This window comes from Pseudomonas sp. HP_12, assembly GCF_055283955.1.
This window is the reverse complement of sequence record NZ_JBTOQG010000060.1, coordinates 70,760-87,028: the sequence shown is the minus strand read 5'-3', so window position 1 is coordinate 87,028 and position 16,269 is coordinate 70,760. Positions and strand designations below refer to the sequence as shown.

Sequence of the window (16,269 nt, the reverse complement as noted above, 5' to 3'; positions counted from 1 at the left end):
GGTGTGATGATTTGAGCAGTGTCTGGGGTGGTGCTCAAGCGAGCTTTTCTTAAGCACATTAGATTTTCTTAATCGAGGTCAGGCATGAAATTCCCGCCCCTGCACGCGCTGTTGTGTTTTGAAGCGACGGGGCGCCACGCCAGCATGAAAGGCGCGGCAGGTGAGCTGTTCGTAACCCCTGCGGCCATTAGCCAACAGATCGTCAAGCTCGAAAAAGCCGTGGGCGTCACGCTGTTCATCCGCAACACCAAGCGCCTGGAGCTGACTGCCGAGGGCAAGATCTACCTGCGGGCCATTCGTCCCGCGCTCGGGCAGATATCCGACGCCACCCAGCGTCTGATGAGCGACAACGGCCCCAATACAATCACTGTCAGCTGCACCAGCGGCTTTGCGATGCAATGGCTGCTGCCCCGCCTGCCTGATTTCCAGGCCATCTGCCCCGGCATCGAGGTGCTGATCAGCACCACCAACCGGCTGGTTGATTTGCTCGGCGACGGCGTCGACTTCGCCGTGCGCCACGGCCTCGGGCGTTACCCCGGTCTGGAAGTGGAGATGCTGATCAACGACCGACTGCAGCCTGTCTGCAGCCCCTCTCTGCTGCCGGATTCCCGGTATCTTTCCTCGCCCATTGACTTGAAAAGCTACAACCTCTTGCACGACGAACACCGCGAGGACTGGGCGTTGTGGCTCCGTGCAGTGGGTATTGAAGACGGCGAGGCCGCTGTTCACAAAGGATCGGTGTTCGTGGATTCCAACGGCGTCATCGAGGCAGCGCTGGCGGGGATGGGCATTGCGCTGGTGCGCCGTTCGCTGATTCGGGAAGAGCTGGCGTCTGGTCGTTTGGTCGTGCCGTTTCGCGCGACGATCGACACGCCCATCGCCTACTACCTGGTGTATGACGAGACGGCCATTCTTCCCAAATCCAGCAAACTATTTCGGGACTGGCTGCTGTCCCAGGCCAACGCCAGTCAGCGTGAATTCACCACGCGATAGTTCGCGCTCACGTATACCTGCCCCCCGCGTTGGCTAGTTATCAAGGCAGTTAAGTCCTGCTTCAGTGTCCACGGGTGATACACCCACGCCTTTAAAACCAGGCAACTCGCTGATTATCAAAACAATTAAGCCAAGGCCCGTTAAGTCAAACTTAACCGCTGATTGCGGATTTCTAGTTTGCCCCGTCGCGCGCTTTTCTTCAGTTTGTCCCTTAACTGGCACGTGCCCGTCAGCTCAGTCTGGCGCCGATAAAACAGCGAGCAGGATGCTCTGGCTGAAGGAAACCCTCATGACTGATTTCGATATTTTTCGCCCGATGGCGTGGGACAAACTGGTTCATGAATATGACCTGGATGGCGCGAGGTTACTGCCGTGGAACGGCTATCCGACGCCCATTGGTGGTGGCTGGTGCGTCGTGCGCCCGCACACCAAATCCTTGTCGCATACGCAGATAGACCAGGAATTCTTTATCGGCATCAAAGGCACCGCCCAGTTGATTGTGGGGGATCAGACGTACCCGTTCACCATGGGTGACATCGCCGCCATTCCCAAACACACCGATCACTATGTGTTCAACGACACCGACGAAGACTTCCACTTCTACGTCGTGTGGTGGGACCGTGACTCCGCCAACCGCTTCCTCGATGAAGATGCCCAGCAGGCAATGGCTGCCGATGAGTTCGCCCTGCACAAAGCGACCATTCATGACGTGTCCGATCAGAGGGCGTCGTGATGGGCAAGTTACTCGTCACGATCACGCCGCCGACGCCAAATGGTGATTTGCATATTGGTCATATGGCGGGGCCTTTTCTCGCGGCAGATATCTACACCCGTGCCCAACGTCAACGCGGCCACGATTGCACCCTCGTTTCATACTCCGATGACTATCAGTCCTACATGTTGCGTCGAGGTATCGAACTGGACCGTGCGCCTCAAGCGCTGGCGCTGGAAAACACTGACAAAATCAACGACACGCTGAAGAAGATGGGCATCCAGGTGGACTTCTGGATGCGCCCGGATCGCAACAGTTACTTCAAGAACGCCGTCGAGGAGATGTACGAGTACGCGGTGAAGGCGGGGGCCATTTACAAAAAGGTCAGCCAGGAACCGTACTGCGAACACTGTGACAAGTGGGGTTACGAAGCATTTGGCCGGGGTAACTGCGATCACTGTGGCTCGGACTCGGATGCCAGCCAGTGCGAAGAGTGCGCGCACACGCCCAATGCCTCGAAGATGAGCAACTTCCGCTGCAAGTTATGTGCGACGCCCATGATCTGGCGTCCCATTGAGCGTGAATTTCTGGCGCTGTCGAATTTTCGCAACCACCTCAAAAGCTCGTTCGAACATGCGCCGCTGCGGCCTTTCATCCGCCGTTTCCTGGAGGAGGAATTCGAAATCGGTCCGGTGGACTGGGGCATCACCCGGCCCCACGACGGCGGGCTGGATCTCAAGCCGGATGGCAGCCGGCGCATACATACCTGGGTCATGGGCCTGTCCGGTTACCTGGCGGCCTTTCGCGAATACCTGAACGAACACAAGCTTGCGCCGTGGGAGTACGACGAATACTGCCGCTCCGGCAAAGGTCGGCTGGTGCACTTTCTGGGTTATGACTGCGCCTTCAGCCACATGATGGTTTACCCCTCGCTGCTGCAGACCATGCACGGCTATCGCATGCGCCAGACCTTCTACACCAACCAGTTCCTGACCTTGAACGGCAAGAACCTTTCCACCAGCCGCAACTATGCGATCTGGGCGCGAGACCTGGTGGCAGACGCCTGTACCGATAGCGCGCGCTTCTATCTGGCGCTGATCGCGCCGGAGCAGGACACCGATGACTTCGATGTCGAGAAGTTCTCCGCCTGGCGTGAGCAAACCTTCAACGAGGTGCTGGTCAAGCTGGCCGCCCAGGCCGAGCGCGAGCGGGTGGACGGCGACAGCCTGAAAGTCAGTGCGGCGGACGCGGCGGCCCTCAAGATTTTGGTAGCGCGCTGGTTCGAAGTGACGTCGGTGGATCACTTCAGCATGAAGGGGCTCGCGGTGCTGCTGTCGGACATCATCAACGCCGCCCGTGATCGTCAGACCCTCGGCAAGCGGATTCTGCCGTACATGGCGCTGATCGGTGCCATCGGCGCGCCGGTGTTCCCGGACCTGGCGAGACAGATCCTGCGCTATTGCCGCTTCACTGAAAACGAAGTCCTGCAGCAGCTGGTGTATGTCAGTGCGGTCGAGTACGAAATCTGACCGAGAGGCGCGCGACGACGATGAAAACTTCATTTGATGTGATCGTGATCGGAGCCGGCATCATGGGCGCTTCGATTGCAGCGGCGCTGGTCGAAAGCGGCCTCGACGTCGCGCTGATGGAGAAAGGCATCGCTGGCGCCCAGGGCGCTACGCGGGACACCGGCGGCATTGTTCGCGGTCTGGAGCTGGACGCCGCGCTGCGTCCGTTGACCCGGCGCGTATCACTTCACGGCAATTCCGGCATCGTCCACGCCCTCTACGAGAGCGCACTGAATCGCAGTGGCGTCGCTTACATCGCCAGCGCCGAGGTGTGTGGGCAATACCTGGAAGCGGTGGACAGCGAAGGGTCCGAGAGCATTGAGTTGCACGCTTGCGTCGACGCTTTGGATAACGGGCGTTTCTCGCCATTTTGTGTCGGCGAATGCCTGCTTATCGAACGCAGTGGCGGCACGGTGGATGCCCGCGTCACGGTGTCGAATCTGTGCCGCTACGTCAGTGAAAAAGCGACGTACCTCGATCACCTGGCTGTCGACCGCTGCGTCGAACTGGACGGCTATGTTCAGGTTCATGCTGGCAAGCTGTGCCTGGAAGCGACGTGGGTCGTCGATGCCTGTGGCGCCAGTGGCCCGTTGCCCCGGCCGCACAATGCCGTGCACGCGCGGACGATTCCATTCACGCGCTTCGGCTGCGATCAGGCCCCGAGCATGCCGATCATTGCTCACCATCTGAATACCTACCTGCTGCCGCTGGGACGCAATCTCGTGCAAGTGGGCGGCCAGCGGCGCCAGCGTGCAGAACATGCGGACCAACTGAACATGTCGCCGCTGGATAACGAGCTGGACGTCATGGACCGCGTCTCTCGTCTGGGCTACGACCGGCACCACAGTTTGCCGGTGGTCACACAGGTCGGCTGGGACGCGTACACCGAAGACGGCCGCCCGCTGATCGGCCGTTCCAGCGCCAACAGCCATGTGTTTCTCGCCACTGGGTTTTGCGGCATCGGTTTCAAAATGGCACCCAATGTTGCCGAGCTGCTGGCGTTCGAGCTGAGCGGATTGATGTCCGGCGTGTCGATGGATGCGGCTTATAGATCGGTCATGGAAGCGTTCCGCCCTTCGCGGTTTGCCGAGGTCGCCTTGTCATGATGCGCCTGGGTATCTGCGCGGCACTCGACGTCGGCACCACACTGCACGCGCGTGGTTTCTTGCGCGGCGTGTACCTGTCCAGCCATCTGTTTCCCCACGTGCGCCGCGCGCGACATTTCTACTTTGATGACGGCGCGAGCGCAGCGGGCGGCCGTGCGGCGGCGAGGCATTTCATCGACGCGAAAGTGGATGCTGTGATTGGTCACTTCGCTTCGGACTCCGCTGCAGCAGCAGTGGAAAGTTATGCACAGGCGGGGATTCCGCTGATCTTGCCCGCGTCTACCTGCGCAGCCTTGACCCGCGCTGGAGAAACCACGTTCCGCATTTGTGCGTCTGACCGACTCCTTGCCACACGGTTGATCGAGTTTGCCGAATCTGAAGGCCTGCGCCGGCTCGCTTTGTTCACTGACCCGAGCCTGCACGGGCGCCAGCAGATGCAGGAGCTGCATGCAGCCGCGCAGTTATCCACCGTCGAGCTGGTAGACGATGTGAATAACGCCGACGCTCTGGTGTTTTGCGGACGTTTGAGAGCCAGCCGCCAATTCCTTGTGGATAACCGCGCTGCTGGCTGTGAATTGCCGATCTTCTTCACCGACGACGCCGCATCTCCTGCGCTGGTGGAAGGGATGGCGCAAACCGGCACGGTGTATGTCATCAGCTTCCCCATCGCGGGAGATCTGGCTGAGGCGCAGTCGTTCGATGCGACTTATCAACAGATCTACGCCGAACAGGCGCCGGTTTACGCCGTCGAGACGCTTGCGGCATTTGCTCTGGTCGACCGAGCCGCCGCTGATCAGCGCGGACTGCTTGATGCGCTGCGCTTCGATCAATTTGCCACCCCTGCCGGCCCTGTCAGTTTCAGCGACGGGGAGAACGATCACGCCCGGGTTTCGCTGTGGGTCTACACCGACGAGCACGTCCATGAGCGGCGTCTGCTGTGTTGAAGGGGCCTGCCCAAAAGCTCGCCACATCTTTTGCAACTTTCAGGAAGAATGACCATGACTCAGTATGAAATCGAAGGTGTGCGTGAAACGCTTGACGTCGTTTCGATCGGGTTCGGCCCGGCCGGTATCGCACTGGCCTGTGCGCTGGAAGACGAGGCGGAAGACAGCGGCCGCAAGCCTTTGCAGCGCGTGCGGTTCTTCGAAAAAGGGCGTGATTCGACCTGGCATGGCGCGTTTCTGCTGGCGGGCACCGACATCAACCACCATGTCTTTCGAGACCTGGTGACGCCGCGCAATCCGCGCAGTCGGTTCTCCTTCGCCATGTACCTGAAGGAGAAGGGTCGTCTGCACACGTTCGGCCTGCTTGGGCGTCCGGCCAGCCGGGTGGAATGGTCCGACTACATCGCCTGGGTCGCTGCGCAACTCAAGGATTACGTGGCCTACGACGAAGGCGTGCTCGACGTATTACCGGTGGCGGAAAAGGGCATCCTGAAGGGTGTTGATGTCGTCACGGCCAAGGGCACTTATCGCACCAAACGGCTTGTGCTTTCCCACGGCAGCCTGCCCCGGATACCGGAGGCGTTCAGCCCGCATCTCGGCGGCCGTGTCTTCCACACATCCCAGTATCTGAAAAACATCCACCTCGGTGGCGGTCCTATCGCGCAGCGCTGGCTGGTGCTGGGCTCGGGTCAAAGCGCGGGGGAGGCGGTCACCCACCTGCTCGGTGCAGCGCCCACCACGCAAGTGCATTCGGTGCACCGCGGCGTGGGTTTCAAGGTGGGACAACTGGGGCAGTTCCCCAATATGGCGTTCCTACCGGAGCACATCGACTATTTCCACGACCTTGAGCCCGGCAGACGCAATCGGGTATTTGAAGAGATCCGGTCGACCAATTACGCAGGCATCGACGTCGACGAGAGTCAGGCGCTTTACTCCTTCCTGTACGAAGGCGAGGTCACCGGGCACCGACGTCTGAACCTGCATGCCTGGTCCGAAGTGGCCTCGGTGGAACAAGTGGGCGATGCCTATTCGGTGGTGCTGCGTGACAGCAATACCGGCATTGAAACCGTGCTTTACGTTGACGGCATTGTCTTGGGCACAGGCTACGAGCAGCTTGCAGTGCCACCTCTGCTGACCCTGCTGCAACCCTGGCTGGTCCGCGACGAGGACGGCACCCTTGCGGTCGACCGGCATTACCGCGTCGCCCTGCAGCACAGCGAGGGTATGCAGATTTTGGCGAACGGCACGTCGGAAAAGACCCATGGCATCAGCGACGCTCAGTCGTTTTCCATGGTCGCCCTACGTGCGCAGCACCTGACCGATGCGTTGCTGGCGACCCAGCCCCGGCAGCGCGCGCCGGTGGTGACCATGCCGAGCTACACCCGGCCCGCACACGTCGAGGCACGGCCATGAATTTCATCTCCCACATCGTCGGCGATTCGAACTTCGTCAGGGTAAAAGGCCTGGGTTTTGAAAACCTGCACCTGAAGCTTGAGTCCTGCAACCCCGCGGGCTCGATCAAGATGAAGACCGCCATAGGCTTGATCGATTCCTACGCCGAACGCCGACTTATCCACAAGGACACCGTGCTGATCGAGTCCTCGTCCGGGAACCTCGGCGTGGCGTTGGCGATGATCTGCGCCGAGCGCGGTTACAAGTTCTGCTGCGTCGTCGACCCCAACACCAACCTGCACAACATCAAGATGATGGAAGCCTTTGGCGCACAGATCGTCATCGTCACCGAGCGCGATGACAACGACGGATATTTGGGCACGCGCATTCGTTACATCCGCGATGCCGTGGCCCGTGATCCCCGTCATCTGTGGCTCAACCAGTACAGCAACCCGGCCAACGCGCGCACCCATGAACACACCACGGCGCGCTCGATCCACATCGCCTTCCCGGCGCTGGACTACCTGGTCGTCGGCGCCGGCACCACGGGCACCTTGATGGGCTGCGTGCAGTACTTCCGCAAGCATTCGCCGCGCACCAAGATCATCGCGGTGGACAGTGCGGGTTCGGTGACTTTCGGTCAGGCACCCGGCCCGCGTTTCATTCCTGGACTTGGCTCCAGCCAGATGCCGCCGATATTCCGCGCCCATCACTTGCACAAGCAGCAAGTGGTGGATGAGCGCGCCACGGTGGCCATGTGTCGCTGGCTGGCGAAATCCAATGGCGTCCTGGCCGGCGGCTCCACCGGGACCGTGGTGGCCGGGTTGGCCTCGCCCTCGCTGGGGATTCCCAAAGACGCCGTTGTCGTGGCGATCTCCCCGGACGCCGGCGAGCGTTACCTGGAAACCATCTACAACGATGAGTGGGTCATGCAGAAGTTCGGCCGCGCCGAGCTGACTGCGCTCAGCTCGCAACCGATCACCCGGTATCTGAAGCAGTATGTCCACACGTTCGAGGGAGAAGCGCTGAATGTCTGACTTTCACGTGATCCCCGGCGCAGTCATCAAAGACATCCTCGACAGCCACGCCCACGACATGGTGTGGCGCATCGAGCAGGTGTATCTGCAGCACCATGACGGCCAGACGCTCAACCCGGACAGCTACTTTCTGCGTTTCCCTCAACAGCCCGCCAACCGGATCATCGCCCTGCCTGCGGCGCTGGACGGAGAGGACGCCGTGGCGGGAATCAAGTGGATCTCCAGCTTTCCCGGCAATGTTGCGCAGCAGAAGCCGAGAGCGTCAGCCGTGGTCACCCTCAACGACCGCGAAACCGGCTATCCCTATGCCTGCCTGGAAGGCGCGCAGATCAGCGCGGTGCGAACGGCCGCCTCGGCGGTGTCAGGCGCTTACTGGCTCAATGGTCAGTCACGTAAGGCTGCGTCGGTGGGATTTATCGGCGCAGGGGTGATTGCCCGCAACATCGCGCGAATGCTCAGCGTCGAAGGGTGGGGCATTGGTCACGCCGTTGTGCATGATTTCGATGCGGCATCGGCGGACGCTCTGACTGGCTTTATTGAAAATGCCGACTTATGCACAGCCCGGATTGGGTCATTGGAGCAAGCGCTGGCGGCAGATCTGGTGATCTTCGCCACCACAGCGGGCGAGCCATACGTCAAACCACCGATGGCGTTTCGCGCTGGGCAGGTCGTGCTGAACATCTCGTTGCGGGACATCGCGCCGCAGTTGCTGCTGGAGGCCAACAACCTGTGCGACGACATCGAGCACTGCATGAAGGCCAACACATCGCCCCATCTGGCCGAGCAATTGACCGGCAGCCGAGCTTTCGTGAACGGCACGCTGGCCGGCCTCATCCGTGGCGAGGTCGAGCTTGATCCTGCGAAGCCCTCGATCTTCTCGCCATTCGGCCTGGGCGTGTTGGACCTGGCCCTAAGCAAATTCATCGTCGACACCGCACTGGCAGAATCCCGTGGAATCGCCATTGACTCGTTCTTCGGAGAAACCCTGAGATGGAACTGAGCGCAGCGCTGGCCGGCGAAAAGTTATCCCCAACCTTGGAGAAACCCGTCGTCAGGATCGGCATCGTCGGTTGTGGCTCACGCGGGCTGACAGTGCTGGAGCGTATCTGCGCGCTGGCGATTAACACGGCTCGGCGCGTCGAGGTAAACGTATTTGAGCCTCAGTCCCCGGGGCCAGGCCTACATGCCGTCGACCAGCCTGAATACCTGATGCTCAACACCGTTGCCTCGCAGATTTCGATGTTTCCGGACACGGCCGCCCTCAATGGGCATACGGGACGACAAGGGCCGAATTTTTACGAATGGTGTCTGCGTCATAAACCTGAAGAACGCAGCGTACAGCCCAATGAGTTCCTGCCGCGCCGCTGGCTAGGAGAGTATCTGGCGTGGACTTACGAGGAAGTCGTTCGCAGTCTGCCGGGGAACGTGCGCGTCGTTCATCATCCGCACGCTGTGGATAACATTGAGCACACCGACATGGGCCAGTTTGTTCTGTCCACAGCCGAGGTCGAGTGTTCTGTGGATTGGCTGGCAATCACAGTGGGCCATGCGCGGCGTTTGCATGAAGATGATAAGGAACTGCCCGGAGTGTTCGTAAAAGACGCACACCTTGATTCGCGCGGTTTCAAGTTATCCACAGAAGCGGTTGGCATCGAGGGATTAGGCCTGACCGCCATGGACGTCGTTGCCGATCTGACGGTCGGGCGCGGAGGCCAATTCAGCAAACGGGCGGAAGGCTTACGCTATAAGCCCAGTGGACGAGAGCCGCGTATCTATATGTTCTCGCGCAGTGGTCTGCCGTACCGCACACGGCCGGACATTGTGCCCCATCGAACCTCGAATGCGGCGCTGATTTTTACATTGTCGACTGTCGCTAATCTGCGAGCGGAAAACCCTGCCGGATTGGATTTCGAGCAGCAGGTCCTGCCGTTGATAAAGGCTGAAATGCTCGCGGAATACTTCGGGATGATCGCCTCCCAAAAAGGCGAATCGGCAGTGAGGATCAAAGCGGAAGTTGCGCGCGCGTATCACTCAGGCCGGCTTGAAGCCGTGTCGGCAGAAATGGCATCCCGTTTTGATGCGCCTCCGCTGGACGAGGCTGTGTATAACCCACGAGTGTCGACCATTGAGTCTGCGGATTATCCCCAGGCCATGCGCGCTTTTATCGAGCGCGATATCGGGCAGAGCTGTTCAGGACTTGATGCAAGCCCCATCAAAGCCGCGATCGAAGTGTGGAGAAGTTGCCGTGAGCAGCTGCGTCGGGTTGTGGATAACCGAGGACTTACAGCTGCTTCAAGCCGTGTGTTCTTCGGAGAGTACGCGCCCCACGTCAATCGAATGGTGGCCGGGCCGCAGAAGGAACGTCATCAGGAGCTGCTTGCCTTGGCCGACGCGGGAATTGTCCACTGGGTGCGAGATTCTCAAGTTATCCACAGTGCAGACGGAGCAGGGCCCAAGGTGGTTCTCGCGGACAATCCGTCGGTGCCCTTGCATTGTATTATTAGGGCCCACGTTAGCGCCGCCTGTGACAAATCGTCGCTGCCAAAGATCATTCTCTCGTTAAAGAGCATCGGAGTTATCCACAGCCTGACCGAAGATGGAGAGGGCGTGCTGGTCGACAGTGAAGGCAAAGCACAACCGAATCTGTGGATAACCGGCCCTCTTGTCGAAGGCTCCACTTATTACAACCACTACGTCCCGTCTTCGGGCAGCTATTCCCGTGCCTTCGTCGACGCCGACCGAATCGCCCGCGAGATGTTGGGGTTGAATGTTGAGGTCAGGGCCATAGTTTGAGCGTTCTGCCCATAGGACCGGCTTAAGCCGGGATGGTCACTTCGCCCCCTGAATCCCCGGCAAATACTTGCGTCGAATGCGCTCCAGCTCCCCCGTCTTGTTCAGGCTGTCAATCGCACTGTTGATCTGCGGCAACCACGACGCATATTGCGGCTGAAGCTTGAACACCAGCGGCGCTTCGCTGAGTCGTGCGCCCTGGGCGAACTGGCCGGGATCGAGGTCATTGCTTGAAATCAGCTCATCAAAGATGTCGTCGACCATGGCGATGGCGTCGACGCGTTTGCTCTGGAGCAGCTTGATCAGCGCTTCGTCCTTCGAGGTTTCCAGTCGGGTCAGGCGGCGCTGCTCGATGGCCGGGTCGAGTGCCCGGTAGTTGTAGCCCCGAACCATGCCGATGGTCAGGTGTTCCAGTTGGGCGATGGTCTGGCTGCGGGCAGGGTGGTCGGCCAGAAAGTACAGGTGCTCTCTAACCGTGGAATAGGGCTTGGAGAACACGTATCGACGTTGCTCCTCGGGGCTGTTCCAGATCAGTGCGTCGGCGTAATTGATATCGATCTCGCCCTTGCGCAGCATCGACTGCAGGCGATTGACCGGGTAGCTGACGAAGGTAACGTCCAGGTTGGCCAGCTTCGTCACGCGTCGCGCGATGTCGATGGAGATCCCCGCCAGATGGCCGTCCTTGTCCTCGTAGGCATACGGCTTCCACTGAGCTCCGCCCGCGACGTACGGCTCAGCCACGGCTGGCAGCATGAGCAGCCCGAGCAGACTGCCAACGATGAATCTTCCCCGAAGCCCCATACGTTCCTCCGGCAGCGTGTCTGCCCCAAGCCGTAAGGTAGCAGTAAGACATGTCCAGAAAATGTCGTATTGCCACTATCTGAATCTACCGCACATAAAAAAACCCGCGCTGACAGGTCAGGCGGGTTGGAACAGGTGCGGTCTTAAGGCGTCGCGGCTCAGGAGTCAGGGCTTAGGCGAATGATTTTCGGAAACTCCGTCAGCGTCAGCCGGGCCGAGCAGCGCTGGGCGTCGCACACCCACTGCTGCGGGGAGTCGGTCATGCCCTTGTCCGGTGTCTGCGTGTCGAGGATGCGCACCGGCTTGTTTTTCATGGCGGGGGCGCTGATGGTGACTTCGTGCTCGCGACCGCTGACCCACGCCACCAAAATGCGCTCGCGGCCATTGCTGAATGCCAATTGGAAGACGCCGTCGGACTGCAGGCTGTTTGCCGGCTCGTAGGTGAACTGAGGCAGATAAGGGCTGATGGCCTTCAGTACGGAATAAGCCGGTTTCGCACGGAGATCGGCCTCAAGCAGGCCAAAGTTGTGCTCCTGCTCGTTGCGGTTGGTGCCATCGTTGATCAGGTCATACCACCACATGCCTTTGACATTCGGCACGGTGCGGATGAGGAAGTACGCGCGCGCCAGGTACGCAGACTGGCGCTCGGCGCTGACGCCGCAGTTGCCATTGTGGCTAGGCCAGCTCATCTCGGTCAGATACAGCGGCACCGGCCTCCCAACCTTGGTGCTGATTCGACGGTCCAAGTCACGCATCCAGCCGATCCAGCTTTCCGGCGTGTTGCGGTAGCTGCCTTCGCAGTGCACGTATGGGTGCAGGGAGATGCCATCGGCGTACTTCATCACCCCTGCAGCCAGGATACGGTCGACGAAGCCACTCTTGATGCCCATGGTCGTTACGGCGCCAGCGAGTACCAGCGCCTGGGGATTGTTCTTGCGAACGATCGGTGCCGCGTCACGGACCAGCGTGACGTAGTCATTGCTGAGGCGCGGATCGGTCGGGCCGTCAAGGTCCCACTCGTTCCAGACCTCATAGAACCTGGCCGGACTGCCTAACTGGCGGGTGAGGTAGTCCACGTATTTCAGGTACGGAATCTTGACCGCAGGTATGCGCGGCTTTGCGCCCCCTTGATATGAGCTGCCGTAGCCGAGAATGACCATCGGTGTGAGATTCAGTCCCTTGGCAGTGCTCAGCCATGCGCGCCAAGGCGCAATGATCTGCATCTGGCCGCGCACAGGTTCGGCCGTAGACCAGAAGGCGTCATCGCGAATGGACGTGACGCCCGCCACGCTTGCCATCTGAAGGCTGCGCAGCGGTTGTCCGGTGTTATTCATTGAATGGGTAGCGACGCCGATGATAAACGGCTCGGCCACGGCGACGTTGGCCGCGCACAGGGCGGCCATCAGTGCCAGGCCGCTCAGGCCGATGCTGCGAAAGCTCATGGGATTGCCTCGGTCAACTCAGGCCCGGGAGGCCGTTCCACGTGGGCAACTCATGGGGCTTTGGGGCCCGCAGTCTGCCCCGCGATTTCATGGCCAGTGCATGGCCGATTGCCATGCCCAGAAACATGTTCGCGAGGGTAACTTCCAGCGTATCGGTCGTCCAGCTGACAATGCAGATACAAAAACTCGTCACCAGCAACGCCTTGCCATAACGGCTGATACTGTCGGCCAGGATGAAAAACAACGGGATGTGCAGGGCGTAGAGAAACAGTCCGACCAGGCCAAATGTCGCCCACAGGTACACCACGGTGCTGTCGGACACCATGAAGATGTCGGCGCCGACAACGGGGAAAGCGGCGACGGCACTGCCAACCAGCCCGAAGCCCACACCCGTGAGCGTTCGGTTCTCCTCCATCAGCGTCCGAATGACGTTGGGCCAGGTGTTGATCAGCCGGTCGTAGATGGACGCCAGCGAACTGGTGGCCGAGATCTTGTTGGCATCGAAGTCGGTCATCATCGCCACGAAGGGCAGTGACATGCCGAGTACGACCGCAACAACGATGGTCGCCCGTACTGTCCAGCGAAACTGCAACATCAGCAGCAGACCCGTTCCGCCGATGAACGCCAATGCTGGCGCCTTGCTGGTGGTCAATATCACCCCGGCCAGACCGATCACGCAGACCACCAGCCCCAGCAACTTCGAGCGCAGGGTCGCCATCAGGTACAGACTGAGAATCGAGATGATGATGGCCAGTGAGCTGGAGATTCGCGCAAATCCGGCCGGGCGGTCCATGTCTTCGGAGGTCCATGCGGTGTTGGCGCTCAGCTCGGTGCCGCCGACGGTGTAGCTGTAGCCCTTCCACGGCAGACTGACGTACCGGTCGAGGGCAATTCCGCCCAGCGAAGCCAGCAGGCAGAAGGCAATCGCCCACATGAACAGGCGCTTGTGGCGAATGATCTGGTCACCGCAGGCGATCCCGAAGAGCAGCGGGCTGATCCCGTACAGCGCAAATGCGAAATTCCCGGCCTGGGCGCCATTCAACGCTGCCCATCCCGCCGACAGGAGCAACACCAGCAGGCTTAACCAGACGCCCGGCCCGGCTTTGAAGCTGCGCAGTTCCAATGCGAAGAACAGCAGGCAGGCGACCTTCGGGGCGTAGAGCAATACGGAGATCCCTGCCTGATCCAGATAGAAACGCAAAGCCCCGTTGAAGGTCTCGACCAGCATCAGGCTGATCGCAACCAGCGCGATCGCCGTGGATTTATCGAATGAAAGCAAAGAAGGTTTTTCAACGTAGACGGGGGAAGTCGACATCATGTGCAGCCCCTCGGGAGCATTTGTACGTGTGATAAGCGTCAGCGTGCGAGCAAGCCGCCAGGCGAAAAAAAGCTACCGCCCGGCCAGGCAGCAATAACCGTCGATGGCGTGCAGTGGCGATGATTTGGGTGATCGCAGCGGGGGAGGAGGAGGGCGTTTCGGTCCCCTCGCGAGCGGTGCGACAGGGATATATCAGCCGCAGATTGGAGGGCTGTCAATCAATTAGTCAAATTTACGGACATATTTAATGATGGCTAAATATCTGTATTCGTAACTTATTGATTTATATAGCGGATAGAAAATTGACGCTGTTAAAAGGAGAAGAAATCCTAGCCTGTTGGCCACTATCTATGACTCATTTTCGTTACAGGTACGGCGTATCCACCGCTGGATATCCAGCGGCTGATACGCCGTTTCGCGAGCAAGCTTGAATCCCGTTACGTCCTTAGTCGATCAAACTCAGGTGTAGCGGCGCTTGTCCGGTGCGGGCGGGAAGTACTGGTATAGCCAGGTCTCGCTCAACGTGCGATCACCGGTTTTGATGAACATGCGCATCTCCACGGGCTCTACGGAGTCGCTGGTCGGGTACCAATCGAATGTCACGCGGAACCCCTTGATGTCCGGCAGCACCAGCACATTGAAATCCTGGACTTTGCCGTGTGACACAGTGACCACCGGCTCGATGCCCGAACCTTCCGGCAACCGGTCCAGCCCGCCGCCGTTGAAGTCCACGGCAAAACGCCGCGCCCAGACTTCCGGGTAATGCTCGCCCGGAGCCCAGCCTTCGATGAAACCGCCCATGCCTGAACGCGTCGCGTGCACTTGAGCCAGCGGTGTGCTGACCGGGGGCAGGGGGCTCCAGTAGAGCTTGTAGCCGTAGTTCATCGACATGCCGGCCTTGACTGGCACTTTCGGGTTCCAGAACGCGACGATGTTATCCAGGGTTTCGCCCGTGGTCGGCAGTTCCAGCAGATCAATCGAGCCCTCGCCCCATGCCGTTGTTGGCTCGACCCACAGGCTCGGCCTGCGGTGGTACCAGTCCACGGTGTCCTGATAGGTCTTGAAGTCGTGGTCGGTCTGCACCAGACCGAAGCCTTTCGGGTCTTTGTCGGCGAAGGCATTGAACTGGATCTTGGCCGGATTATTGAGCGGGCGGCAGATCCATTCGCCATTGCCGCGCCACATCGCCAGCCGGTCGGAGTCGTGGATTTCCGGGTGGAGCGTGTCGCACATTCGGCGTTCGTGGGTGCCGCAGCTGAACATGCTGGTCATGGTCGCAATGCCCAACTGCTCGATGTCGGCCCGTGCATTGATGTGCGCGTCGATGTCCATCACCACGCGGTCAGCCTGGCAATCGATGTCGAAGCGATACGCGCCCGTCGCACTGGGGGAGTCCAGCAGCGCGTAGACCACGAAGCGTGTGGCATCTTTGGTCGGCTTCTCGAACCAGAACTGTGTGAAGTCAGGGAATTCTTCAGGACTGTGGGCGTAGGTGTCGATCGCCAGACCCCGTGCGGAGAGGCCGTATTGCTTGTTGCTGTCGATGGCGCGGAAGTAGCTGGCGCCCAGGAACGACAGGATGTCGTTGATGGCAATCTCGGGGGCTTTGAACAATTTGAAACCAGCAAAGCCCAGGTCGCCCTTGAGCTGACTCTGGTCGATCCGACTGGCTTCGTAGTTGAACAGTTCGGGACGGAAATGCACTTCACGCGCCTGCTGGGTGGCCGGGTCGACGCTGTACATGCGCACCGGGGTCTTGAAGCCCGCGCCGACGTGGAAGAAATGCACGTCCAGTTGGCCTTTCACGTCATTCCACAGTGAATGGCCGGCGTCGTACTTGATCGCGTTGAATTGTTGGGGCGTCATGTTCGCCAAGGTTGGCGGCAGGTTCTGCTTGGTGCTGACGTAAGGCTTGCCGGCCATCTGCTTGGCGTTGTCCTGCAAGGTCTTGAAGTCAAAGTGTTCGATGTCGCCATCGGCCGCCGCAGCCAGCGCGCGTGCCGCATAAAGACCTGAGGCGGGTAGCGCGCTATAGGCTGCCAGCGCCATGGACGCTTTCAAGAGATTCCTGCGATTCATATGGTGAAGCCTCTGAAGATGCTGTGCCTTCCTGCACAAAAAAGTGCGCTTTCCCAATCCTTGCCGAACGCAAATTACCAACAAACA

General features: G+C 59.9%; 13 protein-coding genes. 9 read left to right on the top strand and 4 right to left on the bottom strand.

What is annotated here, in order from left to right:
- The first annotated feature begins 84 nt into the window (after positions 1-84).
- The 9 genes from gcvA to ACYASU_RS24150 all read left to right on the top strand — a co-directional run bounded on the left by gcvA (position 85) and on the right by ACYASU_RS24150 (position 10,545).
- Positions 85-993 carry a transcriptional regulator GcvA gene (gene gcvA / locus ACYASU_RS24190; RefSeq protein WP_463584340.1) on the top strand — a complete coding sequence of 303 codons (909 nt, stop codon included), beginning with the start codon at positions 85-87 and terminating at the stop codon, positions 991-993.
- Positions 994-1,282: 289 nt separating this feature from the next.
- Positions 1,283-1,726, top strand: coding sequence for a cupin domain-containing protein (locus ACYASU_RS24185; protein ID WP_463584339.1), 444 nt, complete (start codon positions 1,283-1,285; stop codon positions 1,724-1,726).
- Positions 1,726-3,234 (top strand): methionine--tRNA ligase, encoded by a 1,509-nt coding sequence (locus ACYASU_RS24180; protein ID WP_282365434.1) that lies wholly within the window; start codon positions 1,726-1,728, stop codon positions 3,232-3,234. Before ACYASU_RS24185 ends, ACYASU_RS24180 begins: the two co-directional genes overlap by 1 nt.
- A 20-nt stretch (positions 3,235-3,254) precedes the next feature.
- Positions 3,255-4,379, top strand: a complete 1,125-nt coding sequence (locus tag ACYASU_RS24175) for an NAD(P)/FAD-dependent oxidoreductase (RefSeq protein WP_346631321.1) — start codon at positions 3,255-3,257, stop codon at positions 4,377-4,379.
- Positions 4,376-5,323 (top strand): ABC transporter substrate-binding protein, encoded by a 948-nt coding sequence (locus ACYASU_RS24170; RefSeq protein WP_463584338.1) that lies wholly within the window; start codon positions 4,376-4,378, stop codon positions 5,321-5,323. The genes ACYASU_RS24175 and ACYASU_RS24170 overlap by 4 nt, the downstream gene beginning before the upstream one ends.
- A 54-nt stretch (positions 5,324-5,377) precedes the next feature.
- Entirely contained in the window at positions 5,378-6,736 is a 1,359-nt protein-coding gene (locus ACYASU_RS24165) for a SidA/IucD/PvdA family monooxygenase (protein WP_463584337.1), read from the top strand.
- On the top strand, positions 6,733-7,752 hold the full coding sequence (gene sbnA, locus ACYASU_RS24160) for a 2,3-diaminopropionate biosynthesis protein SbnA (protein WP_336620209.1): 1,020 nt from the start codon (positions 6,733-6,735) through the stop codon (positions 7,750-7,752). Before ACYASU_RS24165 ends, sbnA begins: the two co-directional genes overlap by 4 nt.
- Positions 7,745-8,752 carry a 2,3-diaminopropionate biosynthesis protein SbnB gene (gene sbnB / locus ACYASU_RS24155; RefSeq protein ID WP_463584336.1) on the top strand — a complete coding sequence of 336 codons (1,008 nt, stop codon included), beginning with the start codon at positions 7,745-7,747 and terminating at the stop codon, positions 8,750-8,752. Before sbnA ends, sbnB begins: the two co-directional genes overlap by 8 nt.
- Positions 8,743-10,545 (top strand): FAD/NAD(P)-binding protein, encoded by a 1,803-nt coding sequence (locus ACYASU_RS24150; protein WP_463584335.1) that lies wholly within the window; start codon positions 8,743-8,745, stop codon positions 10,543-10,545. Before sbnB ends, ACYASU_RS24150 begins: the two co-directional genes overlap by 10 nt.
- A gap of 36 nt (positions 10,546-10,581) precedes the next feature.
- Here the strand turns inward: ACYASU_RS24150 and ACYASU_RS24145 are convergent, their stop codons facing one another.
- The 4 genes from ACYASU_RS24145 to ACYASU_RS24130 form a co-directional block, all read right to left on the bottom strand.
- Entirely contained in the window at positions 10,582-11,343 is a 762-nt protein-coding gene (locus ACYASU_RS24145; protein ID WP_463584334.1) for a substrate-binding periplasmic protein, read from the bottom strand.
- Positions 11,344-11,501: 158 nt separating this feature from the next.
- Positions 11,502-12,785, bottom strand: a complete 1,284-nt coding sequence (locus tag ACYASU_RS24140) for a hypothetical protein (RefSeq protein ID WP_463584333.1) — start codon at positions 12,783-12,785, stop codon at positions 11,502-11,504.
- A gap of 13 nt (positions 12,786-12,798) precedes the next feature.
- Complete coding sequence (locus ACYASU_RS24135; protein ID WP_463584332.1) at positions 12,799-14,103, bottom strand: O-antigen ligase family protein; 1,305 nt, start codon at positions 14,101-14,103, stop codon at positions 12,799-12,801.
- Positions 14,104-14,562: 459 nt separating this feature from the next.
- Complete coding sequence (locus tag ACYASU_RS24130) at positions 14,563-16,182, bottom strand: glucan biosynthesis protein D (RefSeq protein ID WP_282365426.1); 1,620 nt, start codon at positions 16,180-16,182, stop codon at positions 14,563-14,565.
- Positions 16,183-16,269: the final 87 nt, after the last annotated feature.

Bases quoted from the DNA above. Each gene is read 5' to 3' on its own strand.
- gcvA (WP_463584340.1), top strand. From the start codon at position 85: ATGAAATTCCCGCCCCTGCACGCGCTGTTGTGTTTTGAAGCGACGGGG.
- ACYASU_RS24185 (WP_463584339.1), top strand. From the start codon at position 1,283: ATGACTGATTTCGATATTTTTCGCCCGATGGCGTGGGACAAACTGGTT.
- ACYASU_RS24180 (WP_282365434.1), top strand. From the start codon at position 1,726: ATGGGCAAGTTACTCGTCACGATCACGCCGCCGACGCCAAATGGTGAT.
- ACYASU_RS24175 (WP_346631321.1), top strand. From the start codon at position 3,255: ATGAAAACTTCATTTGATGTGATCGTGATCGGAGCCGGCATCATGGGC.
- ACYASU_RS24170 (WP_463584338.1), top strand. From the start codon at position 4,376: ATGATGCGCCTGGGTATCTGCGCGGCACTCGACGTCGGCACCACACTG.
- ACYASU_RS24165 (WP_463584337.1), top strand. From the start codon at position 5,378: ATGACTCAGTATGAAATCGAAGGTGTGCGTGAAACGCTTGACGTCGTT.
- sbnA (WP_336620209.1), top strand. From the start codon at position 6,733: ATGAATTTCATCTCCCACATCGTCGGCGATTCGAACTTCGTCAGGGTA.
- sbnB (WP_463584336.1), top strand. From the start codon at position 7,745: ATGTCTGACTTTCACGTGATCCCCGGCGCAGTCATCAAAGACATCCTC.
- ACYASU_RS24150 (WP_463584335.1), top strand. From the start codon at position 8,743: ATGGAACTGAGCGCAGCGCTGGCCGGCGAAAAGTTATCCCCAACCTTG.
- ACYASU_RS24145 (WP_463584334.1), bottom strand. From the start codon at position 11,343: ATGGGGCTTCGGGGAAGATTCATCGTTGGCAGTCTGCTCGGGCTGCTC.
- ACYASU_RS24140 (WP_463584333.1), bottom strand. From the start codon at position 12,785: ATGAGCTTTCGCAGCATCGGCCTGAGCGGCCTGGCACTGATGGCCGCC.
- ACYASU_RS24135 (WP_463584332.1), bottom strand. From the start codon at position 14,103: ATGATGTCGACTTCCCCCGTCTACGTTGAAAAACCTTCTTTGCTTTCA.
- ACYASU_RS24130 (WP_282365426.1), bottom strand. From the start codon at position 16,182: ATGAATCGCAGGAATCTCTTGAAAGCGTCCATGGCGCTGGCAGCCTAT.